The 12,847-nt window shown below is 51.6% G+C and carries 8 protein-coding genes and 2 pseudogenes; 2 read left to right on the top strand and 8 right to left on the bottom strand.

Going from position 1 to position 12,847, the window contains the following annotated elements:
* Nucleotides 1-13 precede the first annotated feature (13 nt).
* Nucleotides 14-802, bottom strand: a complete 789-nt coding sequence (locus tag KNP82_RS01855; RefSeq protein ID WP_214826864.1) for a MazG nucleotide pyrophosphohydrolase domain-containing protein — start codon at nucleotides 800-802, stop codon at nucleotides 14-16.
* Between the two features lie 85 nt (nucleotides 803-887).
* On the opposite strand from KNP82_RS01855, the gene ytvI reads away from it, so the two are divergent.
* The gene (ytvI, locus tag KNP82_RS01850; RefSeq protein ID WP_214826861.1) at nucleotides 888-2,015 is read left to right on the top strand and encodes a sporulation integral membrane protein YtvI; all 1,128 of its coding nucleotides are present in this window, start codon (nucleotides 888-890) and stop codon (nucleotides 2,013-2,015) included.
* Between the two features lie 4 nt (nucleotides 2,016-2,019).
* Here the strand turns inward: ytvI and KNP82_RS01845 are convergent, their stop codons facing one another.
* Together KNP82_RS01845 and KNP82_RS01840 are read right to left on the bottom strand one after the other, a co-directional pair.
* A complete protein-coding gene (locus KNP82_RS01845) occupies nucleotides 2,020-2,679 on the bottom strand; it encodes a DUF429 domain-containing protein (RefSeq protein ID WP_058764053.1) in 660 nt (219 codons plus the stop codon).
* A gap of 135 nt (nucleotides 2,680-2,814) precedes the next feature.
* Entirely contained in the window at nucleotides 2,815-4,257 is a 1,443-nt protein-coding gene (locus KNP82_RS01840) for a leucyl aminopeptidase (RefSeq protein ID WP_214826858.1), read from the bottom strand.
* A gap of 329 nt (nucleotides 4,258-4,586) precedes the next feature.
* Between KNP82_RS01840 and ptsP the strand changes: the two genes are divergently transcribed.
* The gene (ptsP, locus tag KNP82_RS01835; protein ID WP_021065530.1) at nucleotides 4,587-6,305 is read left to right on the top strand and encodes a phosphoenolpyruvate--protein phosphotransferase; all 1,719 of its coding nucleotides are present in this window, start codon (nucleotides 4,587-4,589) and stop codon (nucleotides 6,303-6,305) included.
* Between the two features lie 137 nt (nucleotides 6,306-6,442).
* Here the strand turns inward: ptsP and ptsG (KNP82_RS01830) are convergent.
* From ptsG (KNP82_RS01830) to KNP82_RS01810, 5 genes and pseudogenes are all read right to left on the bottom strand, one after another.
* A pseudogene (gene ptsG, locus KNP82_RS01830) lies at nucleotides 6,443-8,380 on the bottom strand (glucose-specific PTS transporter subunit IIBC); the annotation flags it as partial.
* A gap of 140 nt (nucleotides 8,381-8,520) precedes the next feature.
* A pseudogene (ptsG, locus tag KNP82_RS01825) lies at nucleotides 8,521-10,020 on the bottom strand (glucose-specific PTS transporter subunit IIBC); the annotation flags it as partial.
* A gap of 217 nt (nucleotides 10,021-10,237) precedes the next feature.
* Nucleotides 10,238-11,083, bottom strand: a complete 846-nt coding sequence (gene glcT / locus KNP82_RS01820; RefSeq protein ID WP_021065527.1) for a glucose PTS transporter transcription antiterminator GlcT — start codon at nucleotides 11,081-11,083, stop codon at nucleotides 10,238-10,240.
* Between the two features lie 105 nt (nucleotides 11,084-11,188).
* A complete protein-coding gene (locus tag KNP82_RS01815) occupies nucleotides 11,189-11,506 on the bottom strand; it encodes a YuiB family protein (protein WP_029595123.1) in 318 nt (105 codons plus the stop codon).
* A gap of 126 nt (nucleotides 11,507-11,632) precedes the next feature.
* Nucleotides 11,633-12,844: an NAD(P)/FAD-dependent oxidoreductase gene (locus KNP82_RS01810; protein WP_131472403.1), complete on the bottom strand. Its 1,212-nt coding sequence runs from the start codon at nucleotides 12,842-12,844 to the stop codon at nucleotides 11,633-11,635.
* Nucleotides 12,845-12,847 lie beyond the last annotated feature (3 nt).

The following is a 12,847-nucleotide window of genomic DNA, read 5'->3' as shown; positions in this document are numbered from 1 at the left end:
AGGGGAATGTTTTTTACCCTTGTTTTCGAACAATCAAGAACGAATCGGCACCATGCCGCTCGGTCTCGACCACGAAAGAGTCCGGGAGCTGGAAAGCTGCAGTCAACGAGCCGTTTGTTTGGAGCGGAGGCTCTGGCTGACGGATCACGAATCCATCAAGCCCTTCCACTTCGGCAATTTTTAAAAATCGCGTCAAATGCCTTTCTCGCTCTCTATATCGGCTCGCCTCCTCGAAAGGTTTAGCCGCTACTCCACCCCAATAGCGTCCTTCGACATACGCCACGTAGGCGCGGACCGACGCTTCCGTGATCGGGTCCGGGGTATGGTCGAAACGTCCGAAGTCCCGGGATGACTTGTCTTCGATGAGTGAGACAATCGCTGCATATAAATCAAAGTCGTTTTGGGACGCAAGGTCGAGGACCGCTCGTTGTACAGCCTCGATATGTCGCTGCAACGAACCCGGCGTCGCGGACGCCTTCAGTTTTTTGTCCCCTTCATAGGCGTTTAAAATCCGTCCGACTTCCCCGGCCTCACGAACGAGCCGATAGTACGTCTTGTCCTGCGCCTCCTGACCATTTCCGGCCTCTTGACGCTGAAGCGTGATGGCGTACTGGTTCGCCAGACACGTCGAAATGACGAACACGTCCATCAGTTCTTCCCGTAGCGCCGATTGGTCGTTCGCATACAATGCTCCGCCGACTTCACCGACTTCTTCTAGCAGTCGGGCCAACCCCGATAGTGGCCGCCAATAGCCACCTAAATGAATAATCATTTGATCGATTCGTCGTTGTAATTCCTTCATATTTAATCACCTATCCATCCTCTTTATTTACCGCCTGCGTGGTATACTATGCTCAATCAAATTGTTAAGAAAGGGGCTATGCATCTTGTCGCCAGCCAGACTATGGCAATTACTTCGTTTCCTGCTCGTCATCATCGGCCTCGTCTTCGTCATCTGGGGACTGAGTGTCCTCTTCACGTACACGTATCCATTCGTGTTCGCTCTCTTGTTATCCTTGTTGACGGTTCCACTCGTCAATTGGTTCGAGCGTGAGACCAAGTTACCACGCGCCCTCGGCACACTCGTTTCTTTGTTGATTGTCATGAGCGTCGTCAGCGGAATCATCGCCATCGTCGTGACGCAACTCATTCGCTACTTGACGATTGCCGCCGAAAAACTGCCTGCCCAGATTGAAACGTTCACCGAATACATACAACGCCTATTCAATGAAAAACTCGCCCCGTTGGTCAACGATGCGTACGACAGCATCCAACGGCTGAACCCCGAACAGGCGAACTCGCTCGAAGGCGGTATCACCGAAATCGGTGTCCAACTCGGCGCCGCGATCGGCGTCTTGTCCCGAGGTGTCGCCGGCTTGTTGCAGGACATCTTGAGCGCGTTGCCGCTCGTCTTGCTCTTGTTCATCGTCATCGTGCTCGCCTGGTTCTTCATCACGAAAGACTGGCCGGACTATATGAAGTCCATCGCTCGCTTGAATGAACGAAAAGGCTTTAAGGAGTTCGAGCTCGTCATGACGAATTTACGCTCGGCACTGTTCGGTTACGTCCGCGCGCAATTGACGCTCATCTCGATCACGTTCGGAATCGTCTTAATCGGCATGTTCATCCTTCATGTCGACAATCCGTTCTCGTTCGCCCTGCTCGCGGCCATCTTTGACTTGTTGCCGTACCTCGGTGTCGGAACGCTGTTATTGCCGTGGGCCGCCTATGCCGCCGTCACGGGCGAATGGTTCCTCGCGATTGGGCTCGTCGTCCTCTATATCGTCGTTATCGTGCAACGCAATCTGGCCGAACCGAAAATCGTCGGCTCTCACATCGGCCTCGACCCGCTCGCCGCCCTCATCTCGATTTTTGTCGGGCTCCAGCTGTTCGGGGTACTCGGCTTCATTTTAGGGCCGGTATTGGCCGTCCTGCTCAAAGCCCTCTATAACGCCCAAGTGTTCCACTACATGTGGAAGTTCGTCATCGGGCCGACGACACCAAAAGAGCGATGACACGTCATCGCTCTTTTGTCTTCGGTACCGCCACGAACGGTGCCCCTTCAGTTTGGTCCGGATGCGTCACCATCCCGGTCGTGCCCGCCTCATAGGCGGCAACGGCCAAAATACAGGCGTCGATGATATCATCGACTTGCACGTTCGACATCTTCCATTTCCATGGCGAGCTGTTCGAATAACGGCGCAACAACTCGATCCGTTCGAGCTCTCCCGCCTCGGTCTTCTTGCTGAAGGCCGCCTCGTTCCCCGTCATGACGGCAAAACACACTTCAGGATGCGACTCGTAGACATCCGCATCCGTGATCGTTTGAAACTCACGGATACGCGGCACCAAGTTCCACGCCTGTTTACTGATCCCTTTTCCGACCAGTTCCCGGCTCTTCGCATTCGCCTCGGCATAGGACGCCTCCATGAGCACGTCTTGAATCGGCGGCGTGAAGATGGACGACTTCCGCTGCTTCAGTTGTGACCGCATCCAGGCATCACACGACCGGTCCGGCGCATCAATCGTCGCCAAGTCTTTCGGCATGTCGACAAAATGAACCGCCCCTTCAATCAATAAATCTTCCAACTTTTCTGAGATGGTCAAACAGAGCGAGATGCTGTCGTACGTGATTCGTACCCAGCTCCCGCGCGCGCCATCAATTCCTACTCCGACCACGTCGTCCCTCCTGAATCAAAAACAATATTCCGAGCACCGCACATAAGACGGTCACTCCTAACAACCATTGACTCGGCCAAGCCGTGTATCCGAGTCCGGAGACGACGGCTAAGCCAATCAATAACAATCCTGATTTCAACGTTTCCACTCTTCGAGCATCAATGCGAGCGTTCGCACCATGACCCCAGTCGGTCCTTTTGGTCCGAGATCGCTTGCCGCCGAACGTTCACTCGTCCCGGCGATATCGAGGTGGAGCCAAGGCGTGTCGCCGACAAACTCACCGACGAACGCGCCACCAAAGATCATATGCCCATAACGGCCCGGCGAATTGTTCAAATCTGCGACTTCTGATTTCCGGACTTGTTTAATGAAGACGTCGAAGTATGGCATTTGCCAGACGAGTTCATTCGTCTCTCGGCTCGCAGCTTCTAAGGCGCCGTAGAGCGACGCATCGTTCGTCAGGCAACCAGTCACTTCTGTGCCGAGCGCGACGAGCACACCGCCCGTTAGCGTCGCCACATCGATGATGGCTTGCGGTTCATACGTCTTGGCAAAGGTGACAGCGTCGGCGAGGACAAGACGACCTTCCGCGTCGGTATTGAGCACTTCAATCGTCTTCCCGCTCATCGCTGTGATGACATCATCCGGTTTGAACGCGTCCCCCGAAATCATGTTGTCCGTCGATGGGATAACGCCGATGACGTTCACGTTCGGTTTCGTCGTCGCAAGCGTCTCGAATAGGCCGAGCACGGTCGCCGCGCCCCCCATGTCGCCTTTCATACCGACGATGCCGTCTTTCGGCTTGATTGAGTAACCACCCGTATCAAACGTGATTCCTTTTCCGACGACGGCGACGGGCGCTGCATCGCCTGCACCGTGGTATTCGAGGACAATCAATTTCGGCGGGATGGGCGACCCTTGATTGACGGCGAGCAGTGCACCCATCCCGAGCGCCTCCATCTCTTCCTTCTCCAAGATGCGATGGCTGAAGCCATGACGTTCGGCCAATTCGACCGCATAGTCCGCGAGTGTTTCCGACGTCAAAATATTGGCCGGCATCATCGTGAGCGTCCGTGCGACATTGACCCCGCGTCCGTAAGCGGCACCCGTCAACGCCTCTTCCTCTACACCAGCACCGAGCAACGTGATCGTCACGTCTGACTTCGCCGGCTTCGGTTCAGATTTGTATGTAGGGTGCTCATATGTCGCCATCTCATACGCTTCGGCAAACAGTTTCGCCGTGTTCGGTCCGAACGTGTCGAGCGCGACCGCGACGTTTGTGAAGGCGCGTGCTTTAATTTGTTTCGCGACTTTCCCGAACCAATTGCGCACGTTCTCAGGCGTATTCTCGTTGCGTTGTCCAAGACCGACGAATAGGATGCGTTTGACCGTTCCTTCGAACGTCGGGACGATGGACAGTTCCCCTGTTTTCGTCGAGATATCCGATGCTTGGATGAGCGACTTGACGCGCCCATTAAACAACGTATCGAGTCCTTCGTCAATCGTGTCGGCAGCACCGATTCCGACGACGATCGTGTCATATGAACCGTTCCAATCTAAATCCTTCACTTGATACATGTTTGCCACTTCCCTTCTTTATATATGGTTAGCATAACGAACTTCGGCGAAATAATGAAACAGTATGCGTAAGAGTCATGAATTCTTCGAATTCAGGCGTTAACTCCTCGTTGTGACGATGATTTATTTTATGATAGGATAAGAAAGTACGCAATCAGGCATCCCTCACTGTTGAGGCGAGGCCATTTTGTTCGGTCGAGGCTTCCCCTAGTAGTAGACCGTTGCTACTTTAATCTTCCAGGTTTTCGTTAGTTCCTTTTTCATTTCGGGTAAGAACTAACGAGATAACATTGGAAACCACTATTTCTTTGAAGAGAGGGACTACGCTTATGTCACACATTAAAGGTATTGGCGCATCTGCAGGAATCGCAGTTGCGAAAGCATTCGTCATGGAGACACCTTCATTCGACATCCCGACAAACAAAATCGAGGACGTAGCAGCTGAGAAAGCCCGTTTCCAAGCGGCCATCGCTCAGTCAAAAACAGAACTCGAAGAAATCCGTCAAATCACGCTTCGTGAGCTCGGTGAAGACAAGGCAGAGATTTTCTCGGCTCACTTGCTCATCGTCGAGGATCCTGAGATCGTCTCACAAGTGAACGACAAAATTGAAAGCGAACACATGAACGCTGCGAAGGCGCTCGATGAAGTCGCTCAAATGATGGTCATGATCTTTGAATCGATGGATAACGAGTACATGCGTGAGCGCGCAGCAGACGTTCGTGACGTCACGAAACGTGTCATGGCGCACATTCTCGGTGTCACGTTCATGACGCCAGCCTCAATCTCAGAAGAAGTCATCATCATCGCTGAAGATTTGACGCCGTCTGATACAGCTCAGCTCAACCGTAAGTACGTCAAAGGATTCGCGACAAACATCGGTGGACGTACATCTCACTCGGCAATCATGTCTCGTTCACTCGAGATCCCTGCCGTCGTCGGTACAAAAGTAGCACTCGAAGAAATCAAAAATGGCGATCTCGTCGTCATCGACGGGACAGAGGGCGACGTGTTCGTCAACCCGTCTGAAGAACTCGTCAACGAATATAACGAAAAACGCGCTGCATTCGAAGCGTATAAAGAAGAGTTGAAACAACTCGTCAACGAAGAGTCGATCACAGCCGACGGCCACAAGGTCAAACTTGCAGCGAACATCGGTACACCGAACGACCTCGAAGGCGTATTGAAAAACGGCGCTGACGCCATCGGTCTTTACCGGACCGAGTTCCTCTACATGGACTCGGAAACGTTCCCGACGGAAGAAGAGCAGTATACAGCTTATAAAGCAGTCATCGAAGGTATGGACGGCAAACAAGTCGTCATCCGTACGCTCGATATCGGTGGAGATAAAGAATTGTCTTACCTCGACCTTCCAAAAGAGATGAACCCGTTCCTCGGCTATCGTGCGATTCGCCTTTGCCTCGAAGAGACGGACTTGTTCCGCACACAGCTTCGCGCGCTTCTCCGTGCCTCAGCGCACGGTGATCTCGCCATCATGTTCCCAATGATCGCGACGCTTGAAGAGTTCCGTGCTGCGAAAGCCATCTTGCTCGAAGAAGAAGCAAAATTGAAGACAGAAGGAATCGCTGTCGGTAACTACGAAACTGGGATGATGGTCGAGATTCCATCGACTGCCGTCATGGCGAAGCAATTCGCGAAAGAAGTCGACTTCTTCTCAGTCGGCACGAACGACTTGATTCAATACACGATGGCAGCGGACCGCATGAACGAGAAAGTCTCGTACTTGTACCAACCGTTCAACCCGGCCATCTTGAACTTGCTCCACAACGTCATCACAGAAGCACACAAAGCCGGTAAATGGGTCGGTATGTGTGGAGAGATGGCTGGAGAAGAGCTTGCGATTCCAATCCTGCTCGGACTCGGTCTTGACGAATTCTCGATGTCGGCTTCAAGCGTCCTTCGCGCACGTAGCCTCGTGAAACGTTTGACGAAGTCGGAAACAGAAGCAATCGTCAACGACGTCCTCAACATGGATACAGCTGAAGAAGTCGTGAACTTCCTCAGTGAAAAATTCGATATTAAGAAGTAACACAAAAAAAGAAGTTCTCGCGGTTGCGAGAGCTTCTTTTTTGTTTACTCGGCTCCTTTGTCATCCGTTCTGAAGTCGAGCGCTTCCCCGGCGACGACCGTCTCTCCGAATGGGACGACGACGATTTTGCCGTCTCCGTTCGTCCAGATGATCGGCGTGATGAGCGATGGGACTTTGTCACGAATCAAGTTGAGGTCGACATCGAGCAAGACGTCCCCTGCTTCGACCCGGTCGCCTTCTTTCACTTTGGCGACGAAGCCTTCTCCTTTCAGGTTGACCGTGTCGAGTCCGACGTGGATGAGAATCTCTCGTCCGTCGTCCGCGAGTAGGCCGATTGCATGTTTCGTCGGGAAGAACGTGGTGATTTGACCGGTGACCGGCGCAACGACTTGTCCCGAGCTCGGCTCGATGGCAAATCCTTCACCCATCATCCGGCCCGAGAAGACTTGGTCCGGCACATCGTCAAGCGATAAGATGACACCCGACATCGGGGCAAGGAATCGATGGTCGGCATGTTCAGCCGCTTCCGGTGTGATGACAGCTTTTTCTTTCGGTTTATATTCGCCGCCTTCGATGATGGCCGCGATTTGCGATTTGAGCGTATCCGATTTCGGACCGAAGATGGCTTGAATGTTATCCCCGACCTCGAGCACTCCGGCCGCTCCCAAATCTTTCAGCAAGTCTTTATCGACTTGTTTGACATCGTTCACAGTGACACGCAAGCGTGTGATACAAGCATCGAGGTGTTTGATGTTATCCGGTCCACCGAGTCCAACGAGCACCTCATACGGTAAATCATCTCCGACGACGGCGCGGGCGCCTTTGCCTTCGGCGACGGTTTCACGTCCCGGTACTTTCAAGTCGAACTTCGTGATTGCGAAACGGAACCCAAAGTAATAGATGACCGCGAAAACGAGACCGACTGGAATGACGAGCCACCAGGCTGTCCGGTTCGGCAACACCCCGAACAAGAGATAGTCGATGAGTCCGCCCGAGAATGTCATCCCGATTTTAACATTGAGCAAGTGCATGGTCATAAAGGAAAGTCCAGCGAAGACGGCATGAATACCAAAGAGAAGAGGTGCAACGAAGACGAACGAGAATTCAACCGGCTCGGTGATTCCCGTCAAGAATGAAGTGAGGGCTGCTGAGAAGTAAAGTCCTTCAACGTCTTTGCGACGTTCTTTCGGGACAGTATGGAACATGGCGAGACAAGCGGCAGGTAATCCGAACATCATGAACGGGAATTTGCCGGTCATATACGTACCGGCTGTAAATTCGACCCCGTCACGAAGCTGGGCGAAGAAGATCCGTTGGTCCCCTTGGACGAGATCCCCCGCTTGGTTCGTATATTCCCCGAACTGGAACCAAAACGGAGAGTACCAGATGTGATGCAGACCGAACGGGATTAGTGAACGTTCGACCAAACCGAAGACGAAGGCGGAGACCGCGACGTTCGCTTCAATGATCGTGCTCGAGAACGTGTTGATCGCTGAACCGATTGGCGGCCAAATATAGGCGAGGGCAATCCCGATCAATAAGCTGAACGCGGCGGTCGCGATTGGCACGAACCGTTTCCCTGCAAAGAACCCTAAGAAATCCGGCAACTTGATGTTAAAGTACTTGTTGTAGGCGAAGGCGGCAATCAAACCGGCGATGATACCGCCGAATACCCCCATCTGGAGCGTCGGAATCCCGAGTACCGTCGCATAAGCCGGGTCACCCTGGGCAATTTCCGCGGTAATACCGTTCCACGTGCTGATAACCTTGTTCATAATTAAATAACCAACGATAGCTGCTAACCCGGCAACACCGTCCCCGTTGGCTAGCCCGATGGCGACACCGACGGCGAACAGTAGACCTAGATTGGCAAACACGATATCCCCGGCATCGGTCATGACCTGCCAGACGAGGACGAGTGAATCGTTTGCCAAGAAAGGTAAGAGCGAAACGAGATCAGGGTTTTGGAACGCCGTACCAAATGCGAGTAATAGACCGGCTGCCGGTAGAATCGCAACCGGAAGCATGAGTGCCTTCCCGATTCGCTGCAAAACACCAAACACTTTCTTCCACACCATGGTTCCCTCCTTTTGTCAGAATACTTACTTTTCCCCATCTGCCAGTAGGCTGAAACCGTTTCACCCATACAAAAAAAGCCAACCCATAATGGATTGGCTTATAGCTTCAATTAGTTAGCTTTCTTTTCGTTACCTGAAGCGATGACCGCTTGCATTTCTGATTTCAACGCATCCGAACGTGGTCCGAAGATGGCTTGAATGTTGTTACCGACTTCAAGGACACCAGCTGCCCCAAGGCGTTTCAACTCTTCTTTGTTGACTTGGCTCTTATCTTTTACTTCGACGCGGAGACGTGTGATACATGCGTCAAGGTGTTTGATGTTTTGTGAACCACCGAAACCAACGAGGATATCTTGTGCAAGTTCCGAACCTGTAGCAGTTGATTGCTCAACGACTTCATCTTCACGGCCCGGTGTTTTAAGGTTGAACTTACGGATAACGAAGCGGAATCCGAAGTAGTAAACGACTGCGAACACGAGACCGACTGGAATGACGAGCCACCAGTCTGTACGGTTAGGAAGTACACCGAAGAGAAGGTAGTCGATCAAACCGCCCGAGAACGTCATCCCGATTTTGACGTTCAAGATGTGCATGACCATGAATGAAAGGCCAGCGAAGACTGCGTGTACTGCGAACAAGAGTGGAGCAACGAACAAGAATGAGAACTCGATCGGCTCAGTGATACCAGTCAAGAACGATGTAAGTGCTGCCGAAGCCAAGAGACCACCGACGACTGCTTTACGTTCAGGACGTGCTTCGTGGTACATTGCGAGTGCTGCTGCTGGAAGACCGAACATCATGAACGGGTACTTACCAGTCATGAACGTACCGGCTGTGAGCTCAGCGCCATCACGAATTTGTGCGAAGAAGATAGCTTGGTCACCACGAACGATGTTACCCGCTGCATCCGTGTACGAGCCGAACTCGAACCAGAATGGTGAGTAGAAGATGTGGTGAAGACCGAATGGAATCAATGAACGTTCGATCAAACCGAAGATGAATGCCGCGAACGTGCGGTTTTCAGTCAACATGAAGTTTGAGAACGTGTTCAAGCCGTGCTGAACTGGTGGCCAGATGAGAAGCATGACGAAACCAGCGACAACTGCCAATACTGCAGTAACGATTGGGACGAAACGCTTACCAGCGAAGAAGCCAAGGAATTGTGGCAACTCGATGTTGAAGTACTTATTATATGCCCAGGCGGCGATCAGACCGACGATGATCCCTCCGAATACCCCAGTTTGGAGCGTTGGAATCCCGAGTACTGATGCGTAAGCCGGATCACCTTGTGCGATGATTTCAGGTGTGAGTTCGAGCCAAACACCCATAACTTTGTTCATGATGAGGAATCCGACGATGGCTGCGAGTCCGGCAACGCCGTCCCCTGCTAAACCGATCGCGACACCGACTGCGAATAAGAGTGCTAAGTTCGAGAAGATAATGCCACCCGCTTGCTCCATGAGCTGAGCGAATTTCACAACGCCTTCGTTCGTTAACCAACCAGCGCGTGATGTAAGGGCCGGGTTTTGCATCGCGTTACCGAATGCAAGAAGAAGACCGGCTGCCGGCAAAATCGCAACAGGAAGCATAAGTGCTTTACCGACTTTTTGAAGAACACCAAAGATCTGCTTAAACATGATAAATCCTCCTTTTTGTGATTGTTTCGTGCGGAAAGACGACTGTAGATGTCAGACAACCGACGTATCTAAACGTTTTCATAATAAACGTTTATAAAAACAGAAACAGGCATGAATAAGGTATAGAACGTAGACCTCTCCTAATAGAGAAATCGGTGCGTTCCACTCCTTACTCATGCCTGATCGAATCAGTAACACGTAAGATACGTGGTATCAGTTATCTACTTGTTAGGCGCTGGAGATGCATCGTCAAATATGTCGCTTCACCTCGCGGGACCGGACGCTTTAATTCGCGTTCCATGATGCCCATCAGCTCCCAAGCAGTACTATAGCATAGCGGATATTCTTCGCGCAATACCTTTTCAATTTTTTGTGGGGCCTCCACCATCTCACCCGTCGCAACCCGCTCAACGGCGTACCTTAAGTGCCGAAGTAAGCGCTTATAATCGAGTGAACTCCGGTCCATTTTGACGTTCAAACGACTCTCAATCGTCTGAACGATCTGCCCGATAATTTGGTTGTGTCGATTGACCTCGAGGACGTTTTTGAACGTCGTCGCCGAATGGATGTGGAGCGCGATGAAACCGATCTCCGCGTCCGGCAATAACACGTCAAGCCGCTCGTGAATCATATCGACGATACGTTCGGCGAGCGCGTACTCGTTCGGATAGAGCGATTCGGTCTCAAGCAAGAACGGATTCGTGACTTCCATCCCTTGTTCAATCCGCTTCATCGTGAAGAACAAGTGGTCGGTCAAACCGATATGAATATGTTGGTCGACTTTTTTACCGGTGTTGTTCTCGATAAAGCCGACGATTTCTTGCATGAAAGCAATAAAGTCCTCGTCGACGTGTTTGACGAGTTCACGATATTGCGATTGCTCTTCTTTGTCCGTCAGTTGATACACTTTCTCCGGGACACTGGCCGGGTCGACGAGATCGCCCGCTTTCTTGCCGAAGCCAATCCCTTTCCCGAGTAGAATGACTTCCGGTTCCGGATCATGTTGGCAAATGACAACGCTATTATTCAACACTTTCTTGATCGTATACATCGGTAATGTCATTCGTATCGCATCCCTTACTCACTATAATCGTTTCGTACTAAGTATATCGGTTCATCCCCTAAAAAAGTAGGCGGAAAACAAAAAAGACGAACATTTCTGTCGTCTTTAAAACATTGAATAACCACTCTTGCGCAAGTAGCGAATCGTGATTCCAGCCAAAATCGCACCGAGCAACCCGAAACCGAGCATGAACACATCCAGAAATTGAAGGCCGAGCACGCGTTCGTAAACGTTGGCGAGCGCAGTCGATGTCTCAGTGATGTAACTCGAGAGCTTGACGTTATCAATCATCATAATGACGAAAATCGGATAGATGAACACGAGCGTCCATGTTTTTTTAAGCAGCATGTTCAAAATGAAGCCGATGCTGAAGAAGATGACCAAATAAAGAATCGCCCCAATGACAGCCTGGATAATATGCATGCGATTGCCCCCTTTTCCCGTTGTCTATTATACCGAATCGTTTGCGCTTAGGTCAAAGGTGAACCGTACGCCACCGACAATAAAAAAGTGACCCGCTCCTATGAGCGGGCCACTCAGATATATGGCTTAGAATTTACCTTTTTTAAGGACGAGACCGTACTTCTTCAATTCGAGGAAGTGTTTGTTGTCGATCACTTTCTTCATGAATGAAGCGTTACGACCGAAGATCTTTTTGCCCATGACGATGCCGATGCCATCGTTATGGCCAAGTGATGCGACTGTCCCTTTGCTCTCATACGTGAATTTCGAAGTTGATTTCCCGTTGATGAGGGCAGCGATGTTTTTCGCCACGTTGTGCGCTTGTTGAGTCGCGATTTGGGCAGTCGGTGGGTATGGACGGTTTGAGACCGGATCCATGACAGCCGAGCAGTCACCGATGATGAAGACGTTGTCGTGACCAGGGGCACGGTTGTCCGCCTCGACCATGACACGGTTCCGAACCGCTTCAAAGCCAGACTTCTCAACGATCGGGCTACCGCTGACGCCACCTGTCCAGAGAATCGTGTTCGCTTCAATCGTCTCTGTCGTGTCGCCTTGGAGTGGACCGAACGTGACAACACCAGGCTCAACGCCTTTGATGCCGTTGCCGAGTTTCATCTCGACGCCGTTGCGCTCGAGCCATTTCTGCGCGTACGTCGTGAGTTCTGGGTCGAAACCAGGAAGTACAGTCGGAGCGGCTTCGATGTTCACGATGCGAACCGCTTCACGTGGCACGTCATACTGTTTGCAAAGCTCAGGCACACGGTTGACGAGCTCACCGAGGAACTCGATTCCTGTGAATCCTGCGCCACCGACAACGATCGTCACGTACGAGCGGTCAGCTGAACCGTTCGTTTTATATTGAGCGAACGAGTACTCGATATGTTCTTTGATTTTACGGACGCTGTTCAATGAACTGATTGTCATCGCGTTCTCTTTAAGGCCAGGGATACCGAATGTTTCAGGTACGCCGCCGAGTGCGAACACGACATAATCATATTCAACGGCTGAACCGTCTACGAGCAAGACTTGTTTTGCCGTAGTATCGACGCGATCGACGACCCCTTTGACAAATTTCACACGTGACGGGTTCACGACGTCGTTGATGTAGATGCGAGCTTGATCCGGTTTCATCGTTCCGGCCGCTGGCTCATGAAGCCACGTCGTCTGGTAATGGTAATCATGCTTGTTGATGAGCGTGATGTTCGCGTCGCCAGCTGAGAGCGTCTTCTGGAGGTTCACCGCTGTGATGAGTCCACCGAAACCTGCGCCAAGAATAACAATGTTAGGTCGTTTCATGTT

It is taken from the genome of Exiguobacterium sp. s26 (assembly GCF_018618235.1).
Lineage (GTDB): Bacteria > Bacillota > Bacilli > Exiguobacteriales > Exiguobacteriaceae > Exiguobacterium > Exiguobacterium chiriqhucha.
This window is presented reverse-complemented; position numbering and strand designations above follow the sequence as displayed.